The 23464-nt window shown below is 65.8% G+C and carries 20 protein-coding genes; 9 read left to right on the plus strand and 11 right to left on the minus strand.

Translation table 11 applies throughout. The features are described 5' to 3' along the window. The first annotated feature begins 305 nt into the window (after window positions 1–305). Window positions 306–890, plus strand: a complete 585-nt coding sequence (locus tag BLQ85_RS12105) for a hypothetical protein (protein WP_074577307.1) — start codon at window positions 306–308, stop codon at window positions 888–890. A 39-nt stretch (window positions 891–929) separates the two neighbouring features. Here the strand turns inward: BLQ85_RS12105 and BLQ85_RS12110 are convergent, their stop codons facing one another. Beyond that, entirely contained in the window at window positions 930–1439 is a 510-nt protein-coding gene (locus BLQ85_RS12110) for a DUF1993 domain-containing protein (protein ID WP_074577309.1), read from the minus strand. Window positions 1440–1706: 267 nt separating this feature from the next. Here BLQ85_RS12110 and BLQ85_RS24585 point away from each other — a divergent pair, with 267 nt between their 5' ends. The 3 genes from BLQ85_RS24585 (at window position 1707) to BLQ85_RS12125 (ending at window position 4818) form a co-directional block, all read left to right on the plus strand. Continuing rightward, window positions 1707–2399 carry a hypothetical protein gene (locus BLQ85_RS24585; protein WP_074577312.1) on the plus strand — a complete coding sequence of 231 codons (693 nt, stop codon included), beginning with the start codon at window positions 1707–1709 and terminating at the stop codon, window positions 2397–2399. 195 nt (window positions 2400–2594) lie between these two features. Next, window positions 2595–3815 carry an acetylornithine deacetylase gene (gene argE / locus BLQ85_RS12120; protein WP_074577314.1) on the plus strand — a complete coding sequence of 407 codons (1221 nt, stop codon included), beginning with the start codon at window positions 2595–2597 and terminating at the stop codon, window positions 3813–3815. Between the two features lie 43 nt (window positions 3816–3858). Further along, window positions 3859–4818 (plus strand): tripartite tricarboxylate transporter substrate binding protein, encoded by a 960-nt coding sequence (locus BLQ85_RS12125; RefSeq protein WP_083336839.1) that lies wholly within the window; start codon window positions 3859–3861, stop codon window positions 4816–4818. A gap of 3 nt (window positions 4819–4821) precedes the next feature. Here the strand turns inward: BLQ85_RS12125 and BLQ85_RS12130 are convergent, their stop codons facing one another. Beyond that, window positions 4822–7242, minus strand: a complete 2421-nt coding sequence (locus BLQ85_RS12130; protein ID WP_074577317.1) for a cellulase family glycosylhydrolase — start codon at window positions 7240–7242, stop codon at window positions 4822–4824. Between the two features lie 300 nt (window positions 7243–7542). On the opposite strand from BLQ85_RS12130, the gene BLQ85_RS12135 reads away from it, so the two are divergent. After that, the gene (locus BLQ85_RS12135; protein WP_074577319.1) at window positions 7543–8748 is read left to right on the plus strand and encodes a multidrug effflux MFS transporter; all 1206 of its coding nucleotides are present in this window, start codon (window positions 7543–7545) and stop codon (window positions 8746–8748) included. Window positions 8749–8771: 23 nt separating this feature from the next. On the opposite strand, the gene BLQ85_RS12140 is transcribed toward BLQ85_RS12135, so the two are convergent. Further along, the gene (locus BLQ85_RS12140; protein ID WP_074577321.1) at window positions 8772–9788 is read right to left on the minus strand and encodes a tRNA-dihydrouridine synthase; all 1017 of its coding nucleotides are present in this window, start codon (window positions 9786–9788) and stop codon (window positions 8772–8774) included. Window positions 9789–9794: 6 nt separating this feature from the next. Then, window positions 9795–11054 (minus strand): methyltransferase, encoded by a 1260-nt coding sequence (locus BLQ85_RS12145; RefSeq protein ID WP_074577323.1) that lies wholly within the window; start codon window positions 11052–11054, stop codon window positions 9795–9797. Between the two features lie 306 nt (window positions 11055–11360). On the opposite strand from BLQ85_RS12145, the gene BLQ85_RS12150 reads away from it, so the two are divergent. Further along, window positions 11361–11819: a hypothetical protein gene (locus BLQ85_RS12150; protein WP_139200958.1), complete on the plus strand. Its 459-nt coding sequence runs from the start codon at window positions 11361–11363 to the stop codon at window positions 11817–11819. Window positions 11820–11950: 131 nt separating this feature from the next. Here the strand turns inward: BLQ85_RS12150 and BLQ85_RS12155 are convergent, their stop codons facing one another. From BLQ85_RS12155 to BLQ85_RS12170, 4 genes are all read right to left on the minus strand, one after another. After that, a complete protein-coding gene (locus BLQ85_RS12155) occupies window positions 11951–13357 on the minus strand; it encodes an efflux transporter outer membrane subunit (protein ID WP_074577327.1) in 1407 nt (468 codons plus the stop codon). Window positions 13358–13386: 29 nt separating this feature from the next. Continuing rightward, the gene (locus BLQ85_RS12160) at window positions 13387–16620 is read right to left on the minus strand and encodes an efflux RND transporter permease subunit (RefSeq protein ID WP_074577330.1); all 3234 of its coding nucleotides are present in this window, start codon (window positions 16618–16620) and stop codon (window positions 13387–13389) included. Between the two features lie 31 nt (window positions 16621–16651). Next, complete coding sequence (locus BLQ85_RS12165) at window positions 16652–17881, minus strand: efflux RND transporter periplasmic adaptor subunit (RefSeq protein ID WP_074577332.1); 1230 nt, start codon at window positions 17879–17881, stop codon at window positions 16652–16654. A gap of 247 nt (window positions 17882–18128) precedes the next feature. Beyond that, window positions 18129–19001 carry an alpha/beta hydrolase gene (locus BLQ85_RS12170; protein WP_083336840.1) on the minus strand — a complete coding sequence of 291 codons (873 nt, stop codon included), beginning with the start codon at window positions 18999–19001 and terminating at the stop codon, window positions 18129–18131. Window positions 19002–19482: 481 nt separating this feature from the next. Here BLQ85_RS12170 and BLQ85_RS12180 point away from each other — a divergent pair, with 481 nt between their 5' ends. Next, window positions 19483–20454 (plus strand): LysR family transcriptional regulator, encoded by a 972-nt coding sequence (locus tag BLQ85_RS12180; RefSeq protein ID WP_074577337.1) that lies wholly within the window; start codon window positions 19483–19485, stop codon window positions 20452–20454. A 135-nt stretch (window positions 20455–20589) separates the two neighbouring features. Next, window positions 20590–20793 carry a hypothetical protein gene (locus BLQ85_RS12185; RefSeq protein WP_074577339.1) on the plus strand — a complete coding sequence of 68 codons (204 nt, stop codon included), beginning with the start codon at window positions 20590–20592 and terminating at the stop codon, window positions 20791–20793. Here the strand turns inward: BLQ85_RS12185 and BLQ85_RS12190 are convergent. Then, window positions 20790–21725, minus strand: a complete 936-nt coding sequence (locus BLQ85_RS12190; protein ID WP_074577342.1) for a DUF808 domain-containing protein — start codon at window positions 21723–21725, stop codon at window positions 20790–20792. The two genes, BLQ85_RS12185 and BLQ85_RS12190, sit on opposite strands and share 4 nt — an antisense overlap. A gap of 182 nt (window positions 21726–21907) precedes the next feature. Then, window positions 21908–22243 carry an ElaB/YgaM/YqjD family protein gene (locus BLQ85_RS12195; protein ID WP_074577752.1) on the minus strand — a complete coding sequence of 112 codons (336 nt, stop codon included), beginning with the start codon at window positions 22241–22243 and terminating at the stop codon, window positions 21908–21910. Window positions 22244–22526: 283 nt separating this feature from the next. Here BLQ85_RS12195 and BLQ85_RS24590 point away from each other — a divergent pair, with 283 nt between their 5' ends. Continuing rightward, the gene (locus BLQ85_RS24590; protein WP_007868278.1) at window positions 22527–22703 is read left to right on the plus strand and encodes a hypothetical protein; all 177 of its coding nucleotides are present in this window, start codon (window positions 22527–22529) and stop codon (window positions 22701–22703) included. Window positions 22704–22875: 172 nt separating this feature from the next. On the opposite strand, the gene BLQ85_RS12200 is transcribed toward BLQ85_RS24590, so the two are convergent. Further along, window positions 22876–23397, minus strand: coding sequence for a GNAT family N-acetyltransferase (locus BLQ85_RS12200; protein WP_074577344.1), 522 nt, complete (start codon window positions 23395–23397; stop codon window positions 22876–22878). Between the last annotated feature and the right edge of the window lie 67 nt (window positions 23398–23464).

The raw sequence follows: 23464 nt of genomic DNA on the forward strand, positions 1-23464 counted from the left end.
CCTGGCGGCTTCGCTCGGCGTGTTGCCGCCGGAACCGGTGCCCCACAGGTTTTATTACAAGTATTTACATTTAAGGTCTTTGGCTCACCTACAGGCCAACTGCATTCTTTTTCATTCCTATATCTGCGTAAATAGATTTCTTTGCAGGCCTATTTCATGAAAAAGTTCCGCTTTTCGGGAAGCGTCTGCTTGACTTGTCAAAGCCAGAAGAGGAGCATACAAAACACTTTGTAACATTTGCCATTCCCGCGGGTGAATGGAACAAACAACACGATTTCGGCTTGAGCGGGATGAGGGGAAGCAACATGAACATACGGCACTTATTCGGCCTCAACGGCCACACAAAAACCGCCCCTGCCAGCACCCGGCCCGCGCATGAGGGCCCCTCCACGATTGAGGACGGTTCCGCCAATGCCCTGCGCCGCCAGCTGATCCAGGTCTTGCTGAAAGACTCCATGCGCCGGCACGGCATTCCGGCCGGATGGCTGGACTGCCAGATGCTGCTGGTCTCCAGCCGCAGCCGCGGCGAGGGCATGTATTTGCGCATCATCATCAAGCACTGGGACATACGCCTGTTGACCTACGCGCTGGCCTTCCAGAAGTCATTGATGGTGGACATCACCCGCTTCGAGCCGCATGCCGAACAGTGGCTGTATGGGATTTCGTGGCAAATCGACTGCGGCGACAGCTGCCCCTACACCTCGCTGCCCGACCGCCATGTGTGGGAAAGCCCCACGGCGCACCCGATGGCGGCCGGCGGCGATATCAAGCAGGACATCGCGCACATCTTCGCGATCCGCGATGCCGACATGCTGGTGCGCGGCGCGGATGCCGCCTATCCCGCCAGCATCTACGACAAGACGCAACCGCAGAACCTGCGCAGGCACTGAGCCGCGGCGGCCCGCCGGCCGCCCACGTCTCCCCATGGCTCAATAGCTGCCGATGTAATCCTTCTTGCCCACTTCCACGCCGTTGTGGCGCAGGATGGCATAGGCCGTGGTGGTGTGGAAGAAGAAGTGCGGCAGGCCGTAATTGAGCAGGTAGGACTGGCCCGTGAAGCGCTTTTCCTTGGGCGTGCCGGCCTGCGTGACGATCTCGCGGACGGCGGCGTCGTCGAACTTCGCCGCGCCCAGCCCCTCGATGAAGGCCAGTATGGTGTCTATGCGCGCCTGCAGCTCGGCAAACGTGGTTTCCTTGTCCTCGATCTTGGGCACTTCGACGCCGGCCAGCCGGGCCGACACGCTTTTGGCGAAGTCGCTGGCCACCTGCACCTGGCGCAGCAGGGGGAACATGTCCGGATAGAGGCGCGCCTGCAGCAAGGCATTGGGGTCTATGTTTTTGGCGGCCGCATGGGCTTCGGCCTTGGCCAGGACGCCCTTCAGGCCGCCCAGCATCTGCTTGAAGACGGGAATGGAGGTGGTGTACATGCTGCTGGTCATGGGGAATGCTTTCTGTGTGGAATGAAAAGTGGTGGCGCGATGCCGCGAGACGCATTCTCGCCGGCTTCGGTGACGCGCGCCGGCCGCCCCGCCAATTCCGCCCAACGTTTTGCGCCTACTCTTACATTTCAGCGCAGCTCTTCTCTTTTATGCTGATGACCGCGTAGGACGCCACCGCGACACGCACAGCGCGCGCGCGGGAAGCCCTAACATCAAAAAGCCACGGCCGCATCCCGCGGCCGGTGCTGTCATCGTGAGGTAGTCATCATGTTCACCCTCCCCAAAACCCTTATCGCCGTGGCGGCCGGCAGTGCCGCGCTGCTGTGCGGCGGCCTGCTCCAGGCACAAACCGCCGCCAAGGCCGGCGCGACAAGCACTGCCGCCAGCAATACCGAAGGCGCCCGGCTGGCGAGCAGCTATAGCGCCTTTGCCGGCTCTCCGGAAAATGCCCGCGCCCTGGTTGACGGACTTCGCACCGGCACCTCCATCACGCTGGGGCCCAGCCTGACCGGCCCCAACGCGACAGCACCCGCAGCCAGCCTGTCGCCCGCGACGGGCAAGATGGGCTACGGCAATATCAACATCGCGCTCTCGCTCACCAAAACCTCGCTGGCCAAACAAGGCATCAGCAACCCGACACCGGCGCAGCTCTCGGCCGCGCTGGGCGGCGTGCTGGGCCAAAGAAGCCAGGGCCTGGGCTGGGGGCAAATCGCCAAAGGCATGGGCGTGTCGCTGGGCTCGGTCGTCAGCGCTTCACACACCGACAAGAGCGGCAAGAAGACCGACCATGCCAAAACAGACACGGTCGCCAAAGCCGACATCGCGGGCAAGGGGCTGGGCGCCGGCAAGGACTCTGGCCATGGCGGCGGAAAAGGCAATGGCGCCGGTAATGGCGGCGGCAATGCGGGCGGAAACGGTGGCGGCAATGGAGGCGGTGGTGGTGGTGGCGGGAAAAAATAAGGCCACAGCCATCCCTTAAGCCGCCCCGCATGCATGCGGGCATCCCGCGCCGCCGGAGTCCTCGGATTCCGGCGGCTTTTTTATTCCGGCCGGCGAATGCCACGGCGGGATGCTGCAGGCGCGCGCGGCCCGCCACAAAATAGTATGCTGTCATACAATTTTCCGCCGCCCTGCCCGTCCTTTAAAGGTCTTGCCATGAACGCCCCCCTCCCCACCGCTGCCCGCCAGTCCGTGCTGGCCGCCGACCTCGCCGCCCTGCCGCTGATTGAAAAATGGGTGTCCTTTGCCTCCGTCTCGCGCGACAGCAACCTGCCCCTGCTGGACTGGACACAGGCGCGGCTCGAAGCACTGGGCGTCGAATGCCGCCGCACCTATGACGACAGCGGCAAGAAGGCCAACCTCTGGGCCACGCTGCCCGCGGAAAACGGCGAAACCAAAACCGGCGGCCTGGTGCTGTCGGGCCACACCGACGTGGTGCCGGTGGACGGCCAGCCCTGGGACACCGACCCCTTCAGCGCGCAGGTCATAGGCGACAAGCTTTACGGCCGCGGCGTGACCGACATGAAAAGCTACGGCGCGACCGCGCTCATGATGGTGCCCGAGCTGCTCAAGCGCAAACTCAAGCGCCCTGTGCACCTGGCCTTCAGCTATGACGAGGAGGTCGGCTGCATAGGCGTGCGCCGCCTGATCGCCGACATGGTGGACCAGGGCTACAAACCCGCGGGCTGCATCGTCGGCGAGCCCACCGGCATGCAGGTGGTGATCGCGCACAAGGGCAAGCACGCCTACAAGACTTCGGTGCGCGGCTTCGAGGCGCACTCCTCGCTGACACCGCTGGGCGTCAACGCGGTGGAGATCGCCTGCGAGTTCGTCGCCCACCTCAAGTCCATGCACCGGCGGCTGGTGGCCGAGGGCCCCTTCGACCCGATCTACGACGTGCCGCACACCACCATCCACACCGGCGTGATCGCCGGCGGCACCGCGCTCAACATCATCCCGCGCGACTGCGACGTGACCTGGGAGATACGCCACCACCACATGAATTCACCGGTCGAGCTGTTCAACGAAGCCAAGGCCTTTGCCGACAGCCTGGTGCCGGCCATGCAGGCCGTGGCGGCGGATACCGGCATCAACCACAAGCTCAACTCGGTGCTGCCCGGTTTTGCGACGGACGCCGGCAGCGAGATCGCCCAGCTGTGCTTCAAATGCGCGGACGTGGATGCGAGCTCGGGCGCCGGCAAGGTGTCCTTTGGCACGGAAGCTGCATTGTTCCACCAGGCCGGTGTGCCGACCATCGTGTGCGGCCCCGGCCACATCGCGCAGGCACACCAGCCCAATGAATGGGTCACGCTGGACCAGCTCGCCTGGTGCGAACGCTTTATGCGCCGCCTGGCCGACGAGATCTGCGTGAACTGAAAACCCGACCGCAACTGCCTCCTCAACCGAAAGAAAACACTCCATGATGCAACGCCGAGATTTCCTGGGCACCGGCCTGGCCCTGGCCGCGGGCAGCGCCCTCGCCCAGTCCAACACCAAGATCGCGCGCATCGTGGTGCCCTTCGCGCCGGGCGGCGTGCAGGACTTGCTGGCGCGCGCCATGTCCACCGAACTGGGCTTGGCGCTGGGCCAGACCGTCATCATCGAGAACCGGCCCGGCGCGGGCGGCACCGTGGGCACGGGCTATGTCGCCAAGTCGGCGCCCGACAGCGGCACCATGGTGCTGGGCGCGGCCAGCCACAACATCGCCGGCTCGCTGTACACCAAACTCAGCTACGACCCGCAAAAAGACTTCGCGCCCATGGCGCACATCGGCACGGCCGACTACGTGCTGATGATCCATCCCGACGTGCCCGCCAAGACCGCGGCCGAGTACATACGCTACGCCAAGGCCAACCCCGGCAAGCTCAATTACGCAACCGCCGGCATCGGCAGCGCCACGCATCTTTCCATGGCCTATTTCAACGGCCTGGCCGGCATCGATGTGGTGCATGTGCCGCTCAAGGCCACGGGCGAGGCGATCAACGAGGTAATCTCGGGCCGCGCGCAGGCCGTGATCGCCGCCAGCATAGGCGCGCTGGCCTTCGCCAGGGACAGCCGCATACGCCTGATAGGCGTGACCTCGCCCAAGCGCTCCAAATACCTGCCCGAGGTGCCCACCATCGCCGAAAGCGGCCTGCCCGGCTACCAGTTCGATTCCTGGTTCGGCCTGCTGGGCCCCGCCGCCACGCCGGCGGCCGAGGTGAACCGCGTCAACGCGGCCATGGCCAAGGTCCTCAAGGACCCGGTGGTGCTGGAACGCCTGGACAAGCAGGGAATTGAACCGCTGGCCATGAACAATGCCGACTTCGCGAAGCTGCTGGCGGTCGACTACAAGCGCATGGCGGAAGTCGTGAAGGCCTCGGGCGCCAAGGTCGAATAGGCCCTAGAGCGTCATACCGGCCGTGCTGGCCAGGTAGCGCTCCAGCACCGCCAGCTCGGCCGCCGTGGGTGCCCCCTTGCCCGCGATGACCGCATACAGATTGCCGCGAAAGCCCTCGCGCGGGTAGTAGCTGATGTAGCCGCAGCCCATCAGCATCTGGGTAAAGGCGCTGGGCGCGAAGGTCGCGGCGGCGCTGCCGATTTCGGCGGAATTGAGGCGCAGCTTTTGCGCGCCCGGCACCGATGCCAGTGCCAGCACCGCCGGCGTGCTGACCGCGAGCCTGCTTGGGGCCAGCAACTGCACCGTCTGGCCTTTTGAGTCAATCCACCTGGCGCGCGGCTGGCCATTGAGAAAACCCAGCTCCGAGGTCTGCGGGTCTTCCGTCTTGGAGGCCTGGAACACCACGCCGGTGTTGGTCGGCGCCGGAACGCTGAGGGCCGCGATGGCGAAATGCGCATCCTCGAGGTTGTAGGGCACGCGGTTGCGCGGGTTGGGCTGCACGCCGGCCACGCGGCCGGATTTTTTGCACCAGAAGCCGAAGGACTCGGGCACGCTGTGGTCGGAGTTCTTTTTGCCGTTGGTCACGCGCATCACCGGCACCGACATGGGGCCGGCGGCGCCGCCGTCCTTGTTCATCCAGTTGATCATCTCCATGGCATTGCCGGGGCTCGATCCATAACCCGAATCCGACACCGCGCGCACCACCTGGCCGGCCGCGGCCGGCGCACCCAGCAGGTAGTCGGTGTAGCCGTCGGCCAGCTCCCACTTGCAGGCGCCGTATTTGGCGACGATGGCCAGCGCGGCATCGGCGAGGCTGGTCGCGGCATAGGCCACCGGGTCGCTGAGCGAAAACACCTTGCGCGGCGGCGGCACCTGGCCTGAGAGCTGCCCGTCGCTGGTGTAGCTCAGCGTGGCGACCTGGTTGGCCGCGGGTGTGTAGGTGAAGCTGTCCTGCCCGTTGGCGCCGGCCGGAATCGTCAAGCGCGATTTGCTCAGCGTGCCGCCCTTGTTGGAGGCGACCGTGAGCACCACCGGCTGGGCCAGGTTGCCGCGCGCATAGACGGTGATGGTGAGCGGCGTGCCCGCCGGCGCATAACCCGGCCCGTCGTCGTACAGGGTGGCTTGCACAATGCCCGAAGCGGCCTTGAGCACGCCCGAGACCGCCGGCTCCAGTGTCTTGTTCTGGTGCCAGCCGGGCACGTGGTTGATCGCGTAGTTGCGTATCGGCCAGTGGTTGCCGCCCATCCAGGTAAAGACCTCGCAGCCCGATTGCACGGCATAGACCGCCGCCTGCGCGAACATGGCCTCCCAGCGCGGGTCGTCTATGGGCATGCCAACCTCGGTGAGCGCCAGCTTCACGCCTTTGGCCTTGGCCCAGTCGACCGCGATCTTGAGGCGGTCCGCGCCGGTGGAAACCTGGATGGCGCCCGTGCCGAAACCGGCGCTGTAGTTCTTGGCGACCTCGGTGTCGTAGTCAAAAAAAGCGCCGTTGCTGAAGGCGTCCAGGTACATATGGACTTCATAGACCAGGTTGGCGCCCGACAGCGGAAAACCCGGGTTCTTGGTGCCTATGTACATGGCCGAGTCGTAGAGGTTGCCGGCCACGTAAATGGGATTGACGGTGTCGACCGCGCGTATGGCCTGGATGGCGGCCTGCGCGAAGGTGGGCCATATCGTGAGGTCTTCGCCGCCTTTCACCGCTTCCTCATTCGACGCAATGACACCGCCGGGCTTGGGCATGTCGTGCGGCTCGTTCATGAGGCCGTAACCGCCAAAGCCTGGATGGTTCTTCCACTTGGTCGCCGCGCGCGTCCAGAAATCGGTGAAGTTCGCGATCTTGAGCGTGGCGCCCGGCGCCAAAGAAAAAATCCGCGACTGGATCTGCACCCCGTCGGTGGTGTAAGGCCTCAAGGGGGCGGGCGGCACGGTCAGGCCTGTCACCGAGCCGTCGGGCTGGAAGCGGAAGTCCTGGTAGCGGCCGTAGTTGTGGTTGTCGATGATGCAGCGCGTACCCGCCGCGGCATGGGCATCGAGCACGCCGGTGATAAAGGCCTCATAACCCGCGTGGAAGGCACCCGGGTTGCCTATGGCCGCTTTCGCGGCTGCGTTGGCCACCGTGTCGTGCAGCATGGGCTGCAGCAACTCCCACTGGATGGGCAGCCGGTTCTTGATGAAGCCGCAGGCCGCCAGGTAGGCCACATCGGCCTTGCGCGGCACGGTGAAATGCAGGTTGGGCGCCGAACTGGTATTGGCCCGCAAGCCGGGTTTGGCCCACTCCATGCCCGAGAGGTTGGTGCCCATGGCGGGCATGCCGGCCGCAGCGCGCGCCACGGCGGCCTGCGCCTCGCGGCTCACGGTGAGGGGGCCCAGGGCCGCAAGGGCGCCTGCGGCCAGGGCGGCCTGTGAAAATTCGCGTCTTTGCATGAAAACCCTTTCCTGAAGCGTTCAGGTTAAGGCCCAATTCAGCGCTTCATTACAGTTTGACGCAGCCGCCAGGGGCTGCTTACATTTCAGGTCCGTTCGGCCCTGTCAGGACTGACAGGGCAGCCGCTTGGGCCACATCCAGGCCCCCCGTCAGCGCGATGGTCCGAGGTCGGCGACAATAGCGCCAGGTATTTTTTTGCAGCCACGGCAGCGTCCCTGGCAGCTGTCACAAAACCGCTTTCGTGCAAGGGCCAAGCCCTCGGTTTTTTAACGCACGGGCGGCCTGATCCACTTCCTTTCATGACCAAAAGTTTCTACCGGGCAGCCCTGGTGCTGGGTTTGCTGTCCGCCATCGGCCCCTTCGCCATCGACATGTATTTGCCCGCCCTGCCCTCCATCGGGCAGACCCTGGGCGCGTCCATGGGCGCGGTGCAGGCCAGCCTGATGGCCTTCTTCATCTCGCTGGGCATAGGCCAGATTGTTTACGGCCCGGTGTCCGACATGGTGGGCCGCAAGGCGCCGCTGTATTTCGGCCTGCTGCTGTTTGCCGCGGGCAGCATAGGCTGCGCGCTGGCGCCCGACATCCACACACTGGTGGTGCTGCGTTTCATCCAGGGCCTGGGCGCCTGCGCCGGCATGGTGGTGCCGCGCGCCATCGTGCGCGACCTGCACACCGGCCACGACGCGGCGCGGCTGATGTCGCTGCTGATGCTGGTCTTCAGCGTCTCGCCCATCCTGGCGCCGCTGGCCGGCAGCCTGTTGATCGAATCCTTCGGCTGGCGCAGCGTGTTCTGGGCCGTCACCGTGGCCGCGGCCGCCGGCCTGCTGCTGGTGGGCTTCACCCTGCCCGAGACACGCCCGCCCGAGCAGCGCGTGGACAGCAGCTTCGGCAGCGCGATCAAGGCCTACGGCGTGCTGTTGCGGGACCGCCATTTCATGGGCCTGGTGTTTATAGGCGCTTTCGGCATCTCGAGTTTCTTCGCCTACCTGGCCAACTCATCCTTTGTGCTGATAGACCACTACGGCCTCACGCCGCGCCAGTACAGCATCGCCTTCGCGGTCAACGCGGCCTCCTTCATCGGTGTCTCGCAATTCACCGGCAAGCTGGCTGCGCGCTTCGGCCTGGTACCCATCGTGAAGGTAGCGGTCACCGGTTATGCGGCCGTGATGGCGCTGCTGCTGCTCGTCAACCTGGCCGGCATTGAACGGCTGGACGTGATGATCGCCCTGCTGCTGCTGGGCTACGGCTTCCTGGGCCTGGTGGTGCCGACCACCGCCGTGCTTGCGCTTGAAGAACACGGCGCAATAGCTGGTACCGCTTCGGCCTTGATGGGCACCTTGCAATTCGTGACCGGCGCGGTGGTGATGGCGACGGTCGGTGTGTTTGCCGACGGCACGGCCCTGCCCATGGTGGCGGGCATCGCGGGCTGCGCGCTGCTGGCGTATGCGATGGCGCGCGGCACGCTGGGCGGCAAGCGCGTCGCGCCGGCGGCGACGCCTCGGTAGCGTCAACGCCTGAGCCCTTTCTTTCAAACGGTTTCGGGCACGCGCGGGCACACAGCAGACGCATCAAGTACCCTGCCCTGCAGAGCCTGTGCCAGCCAGGCCTCCACCAGCACCGGGTCATTGACCGTTTTGATCGCCTGGTAAGCGGCCTCGGCTTCCGGAAACCGCCGACGCAAAAAATTCAGCCATTGCTTGAGCCGACCCGCCCGCGCGCGCGGTTCAATCCGTGAGCAGACGATGCGCCAGAAGTCGGCGACCAGCGGCAGCAAAGCCGACCAGCCCACGGCGGCCTGCATGCCCAGCCGGTCCGCCTTGATCGCCAGGCCCAGGCCGGGGTCGCGCACCGCGCCGCGTCCAATCATCAGCGTGTCGCAGCCCGAGAGCTCGCGGCAGCGCCGCGCGTCCTCCACCGTCCAGATCTCGCCATTGGCCACGACCGGAATCTTCACCGCGGCGCGTATGTCGGCAATACGCTCCCAGTAAGCCGGCGGCCTGTAGGCCTGCGCTTTGGTACGGCCGTGCACCACCAGCTCGCCCGCGCCGCCCGCTTCGATCGCGAGCGCACATTCGACGGCGCGCGTGTCGTCCTCATAACCGAGCCGCATCTTGGCGGAAACAGGCATGTGCGCCGGCACCGCGCGGCGCACCGCAGCAACCACCGCCGTCAGGGTCTCGGGTTCCCTGAGCAGGGAGGCCCCGCCGCCATGACGGTTGACGACGGCCGCCGGGCAGCCGAAGTTGAGGTCTATGCCGTCAGGCCCCAGGCCCGCGAGCCGCGCGGCATTTTCGGCCATGCAACCCGGGTCCGAACCCAGCAGCTGCGCGCGCACCGGCACGCCGGCCAGGGTACGGCCGCCGTGATGCAGCTCGGGCACGATGCGATAAAACACGCGCTCGGGCAGCAACTGGTCGGTGATGCGGATGAATTCGGAGACGCAGCGGTCTATGCCGCCTACCCGCGTGAGGATGTCGCGCAGCACAAAGTCCAGCAGCCCTTCCATGGGGGCCAGCAAGACGGTGGCGTGCGCTTCAGCCCTCATCGCGCCTCAATGCGGTTTGGCGCCCAATCGCCACAGCGAGGTCACTTCGGCCGCGCGCGCCGCATGCAGCGCATCGCCCGCGTCCGAGGCCTTGGGATGCTGCGGCTGGGCGTCAAGGTGGTCTATGACTTTGAGGCCCGCGGCATCTATCGCCTCCAGCAGCCAGGCGCGCGTGCGCAGGCCCAGGTGCTCGGCCAGGTCCGACAGGATCAGCCAGCCCTCACCCTGGGGCTCGAGGTGAGCGGCCAGGCCCTTGAGGAAACCCAGCAGCATGCGGCTGTCTTCGTCATACACCGCATGCTCGACCGGCGAGCCGGGGCGCGCGGGCAGCCAGGGCGGGTTGCAGACGATGATGTGGGCAAGGCCTTCGGGGAACAGATCGGCCTGGCGCACCTCGACCTGCGGAAAACCCAGGCGCTTGAGGTTGTCGCGCGCGCAGGCCAGCGCGCGCGGGTCCAGGTCGGTCGCGACCACGCGCTGCACGCCGCTGCGCAAGGCCAGCACGGCGGCCAGCACGCCGGTGCCCGTGCCTATGTCAAAGCCCAGCAGGTCGGCCGTGCCTTCAGGCACGGGCGCCTGGGCCACCAGGTCTATGTATTCGCCGCGCACCGGCGAGAACACGCCGTAATGCGGATGGATGCGGTTGTGCGGCCCGTCTTCACCGAGCGCGGGAATCGGGACACCCTTACGCCGCCACTCATGCGCGCTGATAAAACCCATCAGTTCGCGCAGCGATGCCACTGAAGAATCCGCACCCTCCTTGGCGGGACCCCAGGCTTCGGCGCACGCTTTTTTTGCATCGGGCGCGCGGCGCAAGGGAATGCCGTAGTCCGCGTCAAACGGAACCAGCACCATGCCGAGCACACGGGCACGCTGCGCCTGGGCCTGGCGGTGCAGGTGGAAAGCCTGCGGGAATACCGGTGCCGGCGCTTCGGCTGTGGCGGTAGCTTCTGCGGCCTCCCCGGTTTTTTGGGCTTTGACGCGCTTGTCGCGCTTGGGCTTGGCCGGTTTGTCGACACGGCGTGCCAGCGCCTGCACCAGCATGCGGGCATTCTGGAAATCGCCGCGCCACAGCAGCCCTGTACCCTCGCAGGCCAGGCGGTAGGCCGTGTCGGCGCTCATGCTGTCGTCGGCCAGCACCACACGCTTGGGCGGCGCGGCGCCGCGCTCGGAGCGCCAGCGCGCGGAACACGCCTCGCCGCTCTCTGTCCAGTGGATCAGGACGGGTTCGGACGGTGAGACAGAAACGGGAGTTGAAACAGGCATCAGGGGCAAACACAGCAAAGGGAGCCAAGTGTTTTAACAGATGCGGCCTCCCGTTTGGGCGGAATGGCCTTAAAACGGCCCGCCAATGCTGAAAATGGCCGCTTTTCGGGTCGAACTTCCGTAAAAGTTCAGGTCGCGCCAGCCGTCGCGCATGCCGTGCCCCAAACCGGCACACGGCATCTATTTTCAAAAATCCGGCGTCAATGTTCCACGCATGGACATTCAACGCCCAGGCCCGCCACGAATACCCCTATGGTGCGGCTTCTGGAGAAGAAAGGCCGCTGTCAGGCCTATCAAAAAAACACCATGCCATTTGAAATCAAGCCCATCAACCAGGAGGCTTTTGACGCGGTCTACACACCGGAGCTCACGCAGCAGCTGATGGGTTTTGTCCACCCCACCCGGGACCGGTTTGACCTGAGCCGCCGCAGCTGGGCCGTGGACCCCGGTCGCGGCGCCTACTTTCTGGAGGTCAGCCTCATCAACGGCAGGGACTGGGCCTTCAGCTACCTGCTGATCCAAGGCAAGGAGTTCGCCCTGGTCCAGTCGGAAGGCCACTGCCGCTACTCCTTTGTGAAGCTCTCCCCAGGCTTTGCCTGGCGGCCTGAGGAAGCCGAAAGCCTGGTGGCGCAAGCACTGCGCGTGGGTGGGGTCTTCCTCGACGGCTGCTACAACCTGCCGCCCGGCTTCGGCATGAACCTGCCCAATATCAACGCCGTACCCCACGCGGAATTCATCCCGCGCAAAACACACAAGGTCAATTGAGCCCAAGACCGGTCCGGCGCACCGCTTTGACAAGCGGGGGGCCGGGGTCCGGCTTCGCCGGCCCTAAGGCGCCCGTCCCCTGCAAGGGGAGAGGAGGCTACACGAAGTGAGCCTCAACAGGGGTGTTCAAGTCATGTATTCCAGCCACCGCCCAGTGCACGGATCAAACCCACTGTCGCCAGGTACTGCGCGGTCTTGACCTGCAGCGCCTGGCGGCGGTTGCGCAGCTCGCTGCGCTGGGCGTCCAGCAGCTCCAGCTGGCTGACAAAGCCGTTGCGGTAGCGCGAATCCGACAGCACCGTGGCGCGCGTGGCCGAGGCCACCGAGCGCGACTGGGCTTCCGACTGCTCGGCCAGCAGGCGCAGGGCCGACAGCTGGTCTTCCACGTCCTTGAAGGCGACGAGGATCTGCTCGCGGTAATTGGCCAGGGCAATGTCGAGTTCGGCATTCGCGTTCTGCACGCCGGCCTGGCGGCGGCCGCCGTCAAAAATCGGCAGTGACAGCAGCGCGCCCACACCCCAGGCCTGGCTGGAGACCTTGAACAGGTCCTTGATCTCCGGCGCGGCATAACCGCCGTTGGCCGTCAGCGAGAAGGTCGGGAACCAGGCGGCCTTGGCCACGCCCACGCGGGCCTGCGCGGCCTGCATGCTGCTTTGCGCGGCGGACACGTCGGGGCGGCGCTCCAGCACCGTGCTGGGCACGCCGGCCGGGATCACGGGCAGCACCGTAGCCCACTCAGTGGGAGCGACGGCAAAACTGGACGCCACCTCGCCGACCAGCACGGCCAGCGCATGTTCGATTTCGGCACGGCGGCGGTCCAGCGCCAGCGCTTCGGATTCCGTGGCCGCGACCTCGGCGCGCACGCGGGCGACGTCGAGCTCGGCCACGTCACCCTCGCGGAAGCGCACTTCCGTCAGGCGCAGCGTGTTGCGGTAGGCCTGCAGCGTATCGCGCACCAGGGTGCGTTCGGTGTCCAGCGCGCGCAGGTTCAGGTAGGCCTGCGCCACGTCGGCCTGCACCAGCAGCTGGGTGCTGCGCAGCAGGGCTTCGCGCGACTGGGCGTCCAGTGACGCGGCGTCCGAGTTCAGCGAGAGCTTGCCGATCAGGTCGACTTCATAGGAAAAATTGGCGGCGGCCGTGACCGTGGTCTGCGCGACGCGATTCGTGGTGATATTGCTCTGGCGCACCGCGCCGCCGCTCAAGCCCACTTGCGGCAGGCGGTCAGCGTCGGTGTTGCGCAAGATCGCGCGCGCCTGGGCCAGGCGGCCCGCGGCCACCTTGACGCTGTTGTTGTTCTGGCCGGCCTGCTCGACCAGCCGGTCCAGCACCGGGTCGGCAAACACCTTCCACCAGGCGCCTTGTGATTGCGGGGCCGTCGCGGTGGCAACAGCCGCCGCACCGGCATTTTCCTTGTAGGCCGCGGGCGCGGCGGGAATGCTGGCCGGGTCTACCGAGGCGCTGGTGGCGCAGCCCGCCAGCACCAGGGCGGCCAGCAGGGGCAGCAGCGCGCTGCGCAGTTTTGACGATGTGTGGTTCATGATGAACTCCTGTAACTTGATGCTTGTTGTTATTCGTGAAGCTTGACGGGCGCGGCCGGCTGGGCGTGCGCGCCTGCGCCGCCGCTGCCCGCGAAGGCCTCGAGGTGCGGCACTTCGCCGTGCAGCTTGAGCGGGCGGTTGCCCGTGAGGCGGCGCAGCGTCACATAAAACACCGGCGTGAGGAACAGGCCGAAGGCCGTGACGCCAATCATTCCCGAGAACACCGCGACGCCCATGGCATGGCGCATTTCGGCGCCGGCACCCGTCGACAGCACCAGGGGCAGCACGCCCATGATGAAGGCCAGCGAGGTCATCAGGATGGGGCGCAGGCGCAGGCGGCTGGCTTCGATCGCGGCCTGCAGCGGCGTGCGCCCGGCAAATTCCAGCTCGCGTGCGAACTCCACGATCAGGATGGCGTTCTTCGCCGACAGCCCCACCAGCACGATCAAGCCGATCTGCGTGAAGATGTTGTTGTCGCCGCCGGTCAGCTTCACGCCCAGCATGGCGGCCAAGAGGCCCATGGGAACGATCAGCACGATGGCGATCGGCAGGGTCAGGCTTTCGTACTGCGCGGCCAGCACCAGGAAGACCAGCAGCAGCGCCAGCGGGAACACCCACATGGCCGAGTTGCCGGCGATGATTTCCTGGTAGGTCAGGTCGGTCCACTCGTAGCTGATGCCGGGCGGCAAGGTTTCGGCCGCGATGCGGGCGACCGCGTCCTGCGCCTGGCCCGAGGAATAGCCGGGCGCGGCGCCGCCGTTGATGTCGGCCGACAGGAAGCCGTTGTAGCGCATCGCGCGTTCCGGGCCGAAGCTGGGCGTGACCTTCATCAGCGCCGACAGCGGCACCATCTCGCCGGTGGCCGAACGCACCTTGAGCAGGCCTATGTCCTCGGCGCGGGCGCGGTAAGGCGCGTCGGCCTGGACCCGCACGGAGTAAGTGCGGCCGAACTTGTTGAAGTCGTTGGCGTAGAGGCTGCCCAGATAAATCTGCATGGTGTCGAACACGTCGGTCACCGGCACGCCGAGCTGGCGCGCCTTGGTGCGGTCAATGTCGGCATAGAGCTGCGGCACGTTGACCTGGAAGCTCGAGAACAGGCCGGCCAGTTCAGGCGTCTGGTAGGCCTTGGCCATGAAGTCCTTGGTGGCTTTGTCGAGCGCGGCATAACCGAGCGAGCCGCGGTCTTCCAGCTGCAGCTTGAAGCCGCCGGTGGTACCCAGGCCCTGCACGGGCGGCGGCGGGAACATCGCGATAAAGGCTTCCTGGATGCCGCTGAACTTGCCGTTGAGCTGGCCGGCGATGGCGCCCGCGCTCAGGTCCGCGCTCCGGCGCTGGTCAAAGGGCTTCAGGGACAGAAACACGATGCCCGAGTTGGAGCTGTTGGTAAAGCCGTTGATCGACAGGCCGGGGAAGGCGATCGCGTGCTCCACACCAGGCTGCTTCATGGCGATGTCGCTGATGCGGCGTATCACGTCTTCGGTACGGTCCAGCGTGGCGCCGTCGGGCAGCTGCGCGAAACCGATCAGGTACTGCTTGTCCTGGCCGGGCACAAAACCGCTGGGCACGGCCTTGAACAGGCCCGTGGTGGCCAGCACCAGCACCAGGTAGATGCCCAGCATCACGGCCTTGCGCGAGATCGCGCCCTTGACGCCACGGCTGTAGTTCTCGGAGCCGCGGTGAAAGGCCTTGTTGAAGGCGCCGAAGAAGCGGCCGAAGACCTTGTCCATGCCGCGGGTCAGCGCGTCCTTGGGCGCGTCGTGGCTCTTGAGCAGCAAGGCGGCCAGCGCGGGCGACAGGGTCAGCGAGTTGACGGCCGAGATCACGGTCGAGATCGCGATCGTCAGCGCGAACTGCTTGTAGAACTGGCCCGACAGGCCGGTGATGAAGGCCAGCGGCACGAACACGGCGATCAGCACCAGGGCGATGGCGATGATGGGCCCGGACACCTCGCGCATGGCGCGGTAGGTGGCGTCGCGCGGGCTCAGCCCGGCCTCGATGTTGCGCTCGACGTTTTCCACCACCACGATGGCGTCGTCCACCACAATGCCGATGGCCAGCACCAGCCCGAACAGGCTGAGCGCATTGATCGAAAAACCGAAGAGGTGCATCACCGCGAAGGTGCCGATGACGGAAATCGGCACGGCCAGCAGCGGGATGATGGAAGCGCGCCAGGTCTGCAGGAAGATGATCACGACCAGCACCACCAGGGCCACGGCCTCGAGCAGGGTGTGCACCACGGCTTCGATGGAGGAACGCACGAACTGCGTGGTGTCGTAGACGATCTCGTAGTCCACACCCTCGGGCATGTTCTTCTTGAGTTCCTTCATCACGGCCTGCACGTCGTCCGAAATCTGGATGGCGTTGGAGCCCGGCGCGGCGAACACCGGCACGGCGACTGCCTGCTTGTTGTCCAGCAGCGAGCGCAGCGCGTAGTCGGACGCGCCCAGTTCCAGGCGCGAGATGTCGCGCAGGCGCGTCACGGCGCCGCCCTTGTCGGTCTTGACGATGATGTCGCCGAACTCTTCCTCACTCTGCAGGCGGCCCTGGGCGTTGATGGACAGTTGCATGTCCACGCCGGGCAGGCCGGGCGAAGCACCCACCACGCCGGCGGCGGCCTGGATGTTCTGCTCGCGGATGGCGCGCACCACGTCGCCGGCGGACAAACCGCGCTCAGCCACCTTTTGCGGATCCAGCCAGACGCGCATCGAGTAGTCGCCCGAGCCGAACAGCTGCACCTGGCCCACGCCGTTGATGCGTGCCAGGCGGTCCTTGACGTTGAGCACCGCGTAGTTGCGCAGGTAGGTCATGTCGTAGCGGTCGTTGGGCGAGAGCAAATGCACCACCATGGTGAGGTCGGGCGAGCTCTTGATGGTGGTGATGCCCAGGCGGCGCACTTCCTCGGGCAGGCGCGGCTCGGCTTGCGAGACGCGGTTTTGCACCAGCTGCTGCGCCTTGTCCGGGTCGGTGCCCAGCTTGAAGGTGACGTTGAGCGTCATCAGGCCGTCGGTGGTGGCCTGGCTGCTCATGTAGAGCATGCCGTCCACGCCGTTGATGGATTCCTCCAGCGGCGTGGCCACGGTTTCGGCGATCACCTTGGGGTTGGCGCCCGGGTAGTTGGCGCGCACCACCACCGTGGGCGGCACCACGTCGGGGTACTCGGCGATCGGCAGCGAGCGCAGCGCGATCAGTCCGGCGATGAACATCAGCAGCGACAGCACGCCGGCAAAGATGGGCCGGTCAATAAAAAACTTGGATAGATTCATGGCGATTCTTCTTGTTCAGGTGAGGGGCGGCTCAGGACTTGGCCGCGACCTTCACGGCTTTTTCGGTGAGCTCGGCCTTGGCGGACATTTCCACCGTTTGCGGCGCGACCAGCGCGCCGGGGCGTATGCGCTGCAGGCCGTTGACGACGATGCGTTCGTTGGCGGCGAGGCCGCCCTTGACCACGCGCAGGCCGTTGACGGCGGCACCCAGCGTGACCTCGCGGTAGACCGCCTTGTTGTCGGCGCCCACCACCAGCACAAACTTCTTGTTCTGGTCGGTGCCGACCGCGCGTTCGTTGATCAGCAGGGCCGTGCCCTTGGTGGCCTGGCCCATGCGGATGCGCGCGAACTGGCCGGGCATGAGCTGGCCGTCCTTGTTGTCGAAGACGGCGCGGGCGCGCACGGTTCCGCTCTTGGCGTCGACCTGGTTGTCGACGAGTTGCAGCTTGCCTTCGAACGGCGTGTCGGTGCTGGCGGCCGTGCCCATCTGCACAGGAATGCGCTCGAGGTTGCGGCTGGCCGGGCCGCCATTTCCGCCCACGTCCTTCAGGGCCTTGGTGACGACCTGCTCGTCAGCATCAAAGCTCGCGTAGATCGGGCTCACCGACACCAGCGTGGTCAGCACGGGAGCGCCCGGGCCGGCGGCGACCAGGTTGCCCACAGTCACTTCGAGCTTGCCGACGCGGCCCGACACCGGCGCGCGCACCTGGGTGTAGCCCAGGCTCAACTGCGCCGTCTGCAGGGCCGCCTGCGCGGCGCGCAAATTGGCTTCGGCCTCGCCCTTGCCGTTGGTGCGTTCGTCGAATTCACGCTTGGAAATCGCCTGCTCGCTCCACAGGCGCTGCGAACGCTCCTGCTCGCCCTTGGCCTGGGTGACCCGGGCCTGGGCGGCGGCAACCTGCGCATCAGCGCGTTCCACGTCGGCGGCATAGGGCGCCGGGTCTATGGTCAGCAACAGGTCGCCCTTCTTGACCAGCGCGCCTTCGCGAAAGTGCACAGACTGTATGGTGCCGGCCACGCGCGAACGGACATCCACGCGCTCGACCGCCTCCAGCCGGCCCGAGAACTCGTCCCAGGCGGAGACGTCGCTTTGCACCACGGTGGCGACCGAGACAGGGGTGGCTTGCGGCGCGGCGGGACCGGACTGGGCGCGGGTACCGGAGACGCCGAACACGGCGGCGGAAATACCGGTCACGGCCAGCACGGCGAGGGCCACGGCCAGCAGGCGGCGCTTGGGGGTATGCAGTTGTATGGATGGCATGTCAATTCTCTCGAAGATGGGATGGATGAAGAAAACGGGTAAACGGAAAAGTGAATGGGAGCCAAGAGGTCGGGCAAAGCGGCGACTCTAAAACCTCAACTTAAGTTGAGGTCAAGCGCGCGACGCCTAACACGCTGCCCGTGCAGGGACATCAAGCCGCCGCGGCCTTGCCCGCGGCGCTGATCGGTATCCGAATGAATCAATGGCATGGTGAACTCCCTCAAAGAAAAAATCGAAGCGATAAAACTCAGGCCACCGCGCCATGCGCGGCGGTCCGCGCATCCAGCGCGGTGGCAAAGAATCGGCCGAAGCGCTCACGCAGCAGCGGCCCCCAAGCCTTTTTGGGGTCGGCCGGTTCCAGGTAGCTGCAGGGCCAGCCGGTGGGAACCGGCAACACCGTGTCCAGCGCGACCAGGCCGGCGGCGCGCAGGCGCGCGGCATAGGCCAGCGTCTCGTCACGCAGCGGGTCGTCCTGCGCCGTGATCAGCAGCGTGGGCGGCAGGCCGGCCAGGCGAAAGGCCGAACCGGGTGCGGCATAGGGATGGCTGGCGTCTTCCAGGCGCGGCAGGTAGTTGTGCCAGCCGTCGGCCCAGGTGCAGCCGACCGGGCCGGCTTCAGCGTCGCGCAGCGAAGCCGTGGCCAGGCAAGGGTCCAGCATGGGCGACAGCAATATCTGCCCGGCCAGCGCCGGCTCCTGCAGGTCGCGCGCCATCAGCGCCACAGCTGCCGCGATATTGCCGCCGGCTTCCTCGCCAGCCACAAACACCGGTGCCCCGGCGCCGGCCAGCTTGTGGCGGGCCTTGAAAGCCCACTCCAGGGCGGCGTAGCCCATTTCAACGGCACCGGGAAACGGATGCTCGGGCGCCAGCGGATAGTCCAACGACATCACCACCGCGCCGGCATCAGCCAGCAGCCCGGCCACGCAGGAGCCGCCTTCCAGCGAACCGCCCACAAAGGCGCCCGCATGGAAATGCAACACCAGCGGCGACACGCCCGCGCTGCCGCGGCGGCCGTAGAAACGCACGTCCAGCGGCTTTTTCAGCGCAAGCTGGATCTGCTTTTCGACCCACGGGGGGCTGGTTTTGTCGTCGCCTTTGACGGCGGGCTGCTGGCTTTTCATCGTCGTGAACCGCGTAGGGCTCCGGTTTGTTGCAATGCAGCAGAAGATACGCCCGGGGTGTCACTTAATAAATAGCCTTTCCGTTTATTCTTTATTTCACCAATGCAACAATCGGGGGTATGCCTGAGCTCCCCACGCTGTCGTACCGGGCTGTTTGCCGCGCAAGCCCCTGCCCGCTTCATCACCACGACTTGAGGCCTGGGACGCGAAGTGTGGTCCTTGCCTCCATGGCAGGGTCCACAGACTCCGGGAAAACCCGGACAGGACCAAGGGCTATTTGGCGGCGGTCACGGGAAGCCGCCATGATGGTCACAATCGCCCCTCGCAGTTCCTCCGCGAACTTCCCTTCGCGGATCTCCCCGGCTTTCCCCAGGACCCCCGCGGCCACCCGCCGCCAGGGGATGAGGCAGCAGGCCCACCGGCCCGCGGCGCCTCAGGTGCATTGACAGACCCTTACCAGGACCACAGGACAGGACTTTTCATGGACAAGTTTTCCGCAATGCAGGCCTTTGTACGGGTCGTGGAAGCCGGTACCTTCACCAAGGCCGCCGATTCCATGGGCATGCCCAAGCCGACGGTGACCCGGCTGATCCAGACGCTGGAGCAGTCACTGGACACCAAGCTGCTCAACCGCACCACACGCAAGGTCACGGTCACGGCCGACGGCGCGGCGTATTACGAACGCGCCGGCCGCCTGCTCGGCGAGATGGAAGAGCTCGAATCGAGCATGTCGCGCGCCAAGGCCAGCCCGCGCGGCCGGCTCAAGGTGGACATCCCCTCTTCCCTGGGTATGGCGGTGGTGATCCCGGCCCTGCCGGATTTTTATGCGCGCTACCCCGATATCCAGTTGGAGCTCGGCGTGAGCGACCGGCCCATAGACATCCTGGCCGAGAACGTGGACTGCGTGATACGCGGCGGCGAGATCACCGACCAGTCGCTGGTGGCACGCCGCATCGGCGAGTTCTATTTGATGTCCTGCGCCTCGCCGGCCTACCTCAAGCGCCATGGAACACCGCAACATCCGCAGGAACTCGCGCATGGGCACAGGCTGATCCGCTATGTATCGCCGCGCGACGGCAAGCTCTACGGCGTGACGCTGCACAAGGACGGCGAAAGTGTGGAGGTCGAGGGCTACCACCAGCTCTCCGTCAACGACTCGAACGCCGGCGTGGCGGCGGCGCTGGCCGGCCTGGGCATCCTGCAGACGGTCACCTTCCTGGTACAGCAGCACATCAGCAGCGGCGCGCTGGAGCCGCTGTTCAACGGCTGGTGCTCCGCGGCCAAGCCGATTCACGTGGTCTACCCGCCGAACCGCCACCTGAGCAACAAGGTGCGCGTCTTTGTCGACTGGATCGCCGACCTGTTCGCCAGGCACGACCTGATCCAGCGCAAGAGCAGCCTGCCAGGGCGCAGCGCGCGCGCGCAGCTCGTTGCCGAAGCGCTGGTCGAGTAGCCAACGCCGGCCCGGCATCTCCTACAGCCGGCGTCACTGACAGCCTACAGCGCAAGCGGCATTCACCGATTAAGGTGAAGGCCTGTCCGATCCGTCCTCCTGGATTCTTCCTGTACTGCCTGCGAAAGACCTCACATGCCAAGATTAAAAGCCCCCGCGCCCGATGCCGAAAGCCGAAAGGCACTGGAGCAGCGGGCACGGGAAGCCGTGCTGCCCGCGCCGCCCAGGCAAAAAGGGCGCTGGCCCTTTCCCGTGAACAATGAGCAGCCCGCGGGTGAAGCCGGCGACGGCCAGCGCGAATCGCCGGACGACAAACCGGCCCGCAAATCCGGGGACTAAGCGCGCGGCTTCAGGCGCTTGGCCAGGCCGACCAGCAGCAGCACCAGCGCGCCCGCTACCAGGCCGACCAGCGCATCCATCAGCAGCGGCGTGAGCGCGGCCAGGAACGCGCCGGCGCCGGTTGCCACCTGCTGCGTGAGCGTTTCGATGAAGTGGTGCAAGGGCGCGAAGCCGTGCGTGAGTATGCCGCCGCCCACCAGGAACATCGCGGCCGTTCCGGCCAGCGACAGCCCTTTCATGAGCCAGGGCGCGGCCCACAGGATGGCCCTGCCCCCGCTGCGCTGCAGGCGCGGCCAGGCGCCCTCGCCCGTGCGCCGGCTCAGGTAAAGCCCGCCGTCGTCGAGTTTGACGATGGCCGCCACCAGGCCGTAAACGCCGACCGTCATGGCCACGGCAATGCCGCAGAGCACCGCGACCTGGGTCACGAAGGGGCTGGCCTGCACCGTGCCCAGCGTGATCGCGATGATCTCGGCCGACAGGATGAAGTCGGTGCGCACCGCGCCCTTGATCTTGTCCTTTTCCAATGCCACCAGGTCCACCGCGGGATTGGACAGCGCGGCGGCCAGCGCCTCGTGCTCGGCGGCCTGCTCGTGCGCGCTGTGCATGAATTTGTGCGCGAGTTTTTCGAAACCCTCGTAACAAAGAAAGGCGCCGCCCACCATCAGCAGCGGCGTCACAGCCCAGGGCGCAAAAGCACTGATGGCCAGCGCCGCCGGCACCAGGATGGCCTTGTTGATGAAAGAGCCCCTGGCCACGGCCCAGACCACCGGCAGTTCGCGGTCGGCCTTGACGCCGGCAACCTGCTGGGCATTGAGCGCCAGGTCGTCGCCGAGTACACCGGCGGTTTTTTTGGCGGCGACTTTCGAAAGCAGCGCCACGTCGTCGAGCACGGTGGCGATGTCGTCAATCAATGCAAGCAGGCTGCTGGCCATGGTGTTCTTTTTCGTCAGGGCTGCGGCGCCGTACCGCAGTAATGTGGGAGAGGCATCCGGCGCATGGTGTTGTATTGATGGCGCCGAGGAAGAGCCGCCACTTTACCTAACTTCCGCGACGGCAAAAGAAAAGCCGCCCGCGGGCGGCTTTTTTTCGGATGATTTCCGTCAGGAACACAGGCTCAGCGCGCGGTCAATCGTCCCAGGATAAAGCCCAGGGCCAGGGCCGCACCCACGGCTTCCAACGGCCTTTCCTGCACCCAGGATTTCGAGACTTCCAGCGCGTGCGCAGGCGCTTCGCTGATGCGGCGGGTCTGGTCGGCAAAGCGGTCGGCCACATGACTGGCGGTGCCGGCCAGTTTGTCGACGCCCTGGTGTGCCGCCGAGGAGGCACGGTCCACCGCGCTGCGTGCCGGATCGGCCACCTTGTCGATGCCGCTGTGAAGCGCCGCGCCGGCGGACTCGACGCCGCGCTGGATGGGATTGCCGCCGGCGGGCGATGCTGTGGTTTTGTCCATGGTGCTTCTTTCAAAAAAATTCCACAAAATACGGATGTCGCGTTGCCGGTGCCAAAGGCCATCGAAAGATCATCCGGCGCGTCCAATCACTGTAGGCACAACCCAGGCAGCGGGCTGTGCGCGGCCGGACAGGCTGCATGTAGGACAAAAGAGTGTTGCGGGGCCCGGCCGGCTGTCGGACCGGGCTGACAGGAGAACGGTCACTTGGCTTGGCGGGCCGCGCCGCGCAGGCCCCCATCATCAAGGCCTGACCAAAACCTCATCCGGACCCAAGGAGAGTTTCATGTCCAGGAATGCAAGACGCACCCCAAAATCCCGCCTGAGCGACAACGGCCAGCCCCGCTACGGCCCACCCGAAGAGGCCGCGGAAGACGACGAAGGACTGGAATTACCGGTGGAGCCTGATGAGGGGACGCCGCTGATTCCGGATGATGAGCGGGTCGTCAATGTGCCTTCTTGAGGCCGGATCTTGCTCCGGCGGGGCGCTCCCCTCTGACTCCTGCTGGCCGGGCAACCCCGGCCAGCAAGCCTCAGCAGAGAAAGCAGAAAGACGAAGAGAGAAGAAGGAGAGAAGGAGAGAAGGAGAGAAGGAGAGAAGGAGGGGAGCGCTCTCGCCGGAGCAAGACCCGGCCTCAATCCACCGCACGTTTGAGGCGAATCTCTTCAAGCTTCGCACTCCCAAACGCCACCGTCTTGAGGGAGGGCATCTCCCTCTTGAACCCAGCGGCGTGCTCATAAAACGCCAAAGCACGTTCATTGCGCAACAGCACCCACAGTGTGACCTGTGTGCAGCCTTCGTCCTTCAGGCCTTCGCGCGCGCCGTCCCAGAGGGCCAAGCCGGCGCCTTTGCGCCAGTGATCGGGGTGGACGTACAGCGCCCAGATCTCGCCGACGGTGGACTTGGTGCCGGCGTCGCGGGAGCGGTCAAAGCCGACAAAACCCACGACTTGTTCGCCTTCGGTGGCCACCAGCAGTTGCGGTTCGCTGAATTCGATGGCTTCGCGCCAGTAGGCCTGGCGTTTTTCCACGGTGATCTTGGCGAGGTAATCCTCGGGCAGGAGGTCCTTGTAGGCGGCTTGCCAGGTGGCGACATGGATTTCGGCGATGGCTTTGGCGTCGCGGGACGTGGCAGGACGGATGGAGTAACTGGACATGAAAAATCGCTTGCTGGTGAATCGGTGCGGGAAATATTCGGGGGGAGCGGAATTGTCGCGCAAATCG

Source organism: Polaromonas sp. JS666 (assembly GCF_900103405.1).
Lineage (GTDB): Bacteria > Pseudomonadota > Gammaproteobacteria > Burkholderiales > Burkholderiaceae_C > Polaromonas.

Bases quoted from the DNA above. Each gene is read 5' to 3' on its own strand.
- BLQ85_RS12105 (WP_074577307.1), top strand. From the start codon at position 306: ATGAACATACGGCACTTATTCGGCCTCAACGGCCACACAAAAACCGCC.
- BLQ85_RS12110 (WP_074577309.1), bottom strand. From the start codon at position 1,439: ATGACCAGCAGCATGTACACCACCTCCATTCCCGTCTTCAAGCAGATG.
- BLQ85_RS24585 (WP_074577312.1), top strand. From the start codon at position 1,707: ATGTTCACCCTCCCCAAAACCCTTATCGCCGTGGCGGCCGGCAGTGCC.
- argE (WP_074577314.1), top strand. From the start codon at position 2,595: ATGAACGCCCCCCTCCCCACCGCTGCCCGCCAGTCCGTGCTGGCCGCC.
- BLQ85_RS12125 (WP_083336839.1), top strand. From the start codon at position 3,859: ATGATGCAACGCCGAGATTTCCTGGGCACCGGCCTGGCCCTGGCCGCG.
- BLQ85_RS12130 (WP_074577317.1), bottom strand. From the start codon at position 7,242: ATGCAAAGACGCGAATTTTCACAGGCCGCCCTGGCCGCAGGCGCCCTT.
- BLQ85_RS12135 (WP_074577319.1), top strand. From the start codon at position 7,543: ATGACCAAAAGTTTCTACCGGGCAGCCCTGGTGCTGGGTTTGCTGTCC.
- BLQ85_RS12140 (WP_074577321.1), bottom strand. From the start codon at position 9,788: ATGAGGGCTGAAGCGCACGCCACCGTCTTGCTGGCCCCCATGGAAGGG.
- BLQ85_RS12145 (WP_074577323.1), bottom strand. From the start codon at position 11,054: ATGCCTGTTTCAACTCCCGTTTCTGTCTCACCGTCCGAACCCGTCCTG.
- BLQ85_RS12150 (WP_139200958.1), top strand. From the start codon at position 11,361: ATGCCATTTGAAATCAAGCCCATCAACCAGGAGGCTTTTGACGCGGTC.
- BLQ85_RS12155 (WP_074577327.1), bottom strand. From the start codon at position 13,357: ATGAACCACACATCGTCAAAACTGCGCAGCGCGCTGCTGCCCCTGCTG.
- BLQ85_RS12160 (WP_074577330.1), bottom strand. From the start codon at position 16,620: ATGAATCTATCCAAGTTTTTTATTGACCGGCCCATCTTTGCCGGCGTG.
- BLQ85_RS12165 (WP_074577332.1), bottom strand. From the start codon at position 17,881: ATGCCATCCATACAACTGCATACCCCCAAGCGCCGCCTGCTGGCCGTG.
- BLQ85_RS12170 (WP_083336840.1), bottom strand. From the start codon at position 19,001: ATGAAAAGCCAGCAGCCCGCCGTCAAAGGCGACGACAAAACCAGCCCC.
- BLQ85_RS12180 (WP_074577337.1), top strand. From the start codon at position 19,483: ATGGACAAGTTTTCCGCAATGCAGGCCTTTGTACGGGTCGTGGAAGCC.
- BLQ85_RS12185 (WP_074577339.1), top strand. From the start codon at position 20,590: ATGCCAAGATTAAAAGCCCCCGCGCCCGATGCCGAAAGCCGAAAGGCA.
- BLQ85_RS12190 (WP_074577342.1), bottom strand. From the start codon at position 21,725: ATGGCCAGCAGCCTGCTTGCATTGATTGACGACATCGCCACCGTGCTC.
- BLQ85_RS12195 (WP_074577752.1), bottom strand. From the start codon at position 22,243: ATGGACAAAACCACAGCATCGCCCGCCGGCGGCAATCCCATCCAGCGC.
- BLQ85_RS24590 (WP_007868278.1), top strand. From the start codon at position 22,527: ATGTCCAGGAATGCAAGACGCACCCCAAAATCCCGCCTGAGCGACAAC.
- BLQ85_RS12200 (WP_074577344.1), bottom strand. From the start codon at position 23,397: ATGTCCAGTTACTCCATCCGTCCTGCCACGTCCCGCGACGCCAAAGCC.